The sequence below is a fragment of the Bradyrhizobium sp. MI1.7 genome, assembly GCF_055811795.1.
Window position 1 is genome coordinate 1 of record NZ_JBVVPO010000208.1, and the last position, 1,244, is coordinate 1,244.

The 1,244-nt window shown below is 68.3% G+C and carries 2 protein-coding genes; one reads left to right on the top strand and one right to left on the bottom strand.

Annotated elements, in window-relative coordinates:
• Window positions 1–178: 178 nt before the first annotated feature.
• Complete coding sequence (locus AC0L3X_RS47125) at window positions 179–505, bottom strand: winged helix-turn-helix transcriptional regulator (RefSeq protein WP_063985704.1); 327 nt, start codon at window positions 503–505, stop codon at window positions 179–181.
• A gap of 72 nt (window positions 506–577) precedes the next feature.
• On the opposite strand from AC0L3X_RS47125, the gene AC0L3X_RS47130 reads away from it, so the two are divergent.
• Window positions 578–1,129 (top strand): carboxymuconolactone decarboxylase family protein, encoded by a 552-nt coding sequence (locus AC0L3X_RS47130; RefSeq protein WP_063985703.1) that lies wholly within the window; start codon window positions 578–580, stop codon window positions 1,127–1,129.
• Window positions 1,130–1,244 lie beyond the last annotated feature (115 nt).

A 1,244-nucleotide genomic window follows, 5' to 3' on the forward strand; every position in this document is an offset into this window, starting at 1 on the left:
CCCCCCCCCCCGCTCGGGGGGGGGGGGGGGCCCCGCGCCGCCCGCCCCCCACGGGTGAGGGGTCTCTTTCCTCCAACGCTGCGCTATGTTTGCGGAGGCAACCCCTCATCCGGCGCTTCGCGCCACCTTCTCCCACAAGGGGAGAAGGAAGATCGGAGCGTGTGGCTGCGTCCAGATTTTACCTCTTCCACCTCTCCGCAAACCGGTGCAGCGGCATGAACGTCTCGCACAGCTCGCGCCCAAGCGCTGTCAGCCCGTAACCTCCACCGTCGCCCAGCTCCACGAATCCCGCATCGCGCAGCTCCGTCAGCCGCGCTTGCAGCACCGTCGGCGAGGCCTCGTCGCAGGCGGTGCGCAACGCGCGGGAGGTGAGGGCTTGGTCGCGCAATTCCCACAGGATCCGCAGGCTCCAGCGTCGGCCGAGCAGGTCGAGCAGCGCCATGATCGGCCGGCCGGTGCGTGAGCCGCGCACGGTCCGGCTCCCTGATGCTGCCTGTTTCGCCATCCCGGCCCTCTTGCGCGGTGCTACAAATAATGTAGCGTGTTGCTACGATAATTGTAGCAACGGAGACAGCTGATGTCCCAGGCCGCGCCGCGTATCGCCCCGCTCGTCCCGCCTTATCCCCCGGAGATCCAGGCGCAGTTCGACCGCATCATGCGCGGCGCCCCGCCGCTGGCGCTGTTCCGGGTGATGGCGGGCCATACGCGCGCCTGGGACAAGTTCCGCGCCGGCGGCCTGCTCGATCCCGGTCCGCTGTCATTGCGCCAGCGCGAGATCGTGATCGACCGCACCTGCGCGCTGACCGGATGCGAGTATGAATGGGGCGTGCATGTCGCGATCTTCGCCGGGCCGGCGAAGCTCACCGAAGATGAGGTGCATGCGACCGCGCGGGGCGATGCGACGTCACCGTGCTGGTCGCCGGCGGAGCAGGCGCTGATCGCGGCGGTCGATGCGCTGCATCACCGCGCGACGTTGGATGACGCCAAATTCGCCGCGCTGTCGGCGCATTACGACGAGGCCCAGATCCTGGAGATCATGCTGCTGTGCGGCTTCTACCGCACAGTGTCGTACCTGGCGAACGGGCTGAAGCTGCCGCTGGAGGAGAAGGCTGCGCGGTTTCCGGTGTAGCCCCAACCGCCGTCATTGCGAGGAGCGTCTCACCCCCGCCGTCATTCCGGGGCGCGCCACTTGGCGCGAGCCCGGAATCCATTCATCTCCGAGGTTGCGGCCCGATGGATTCCGG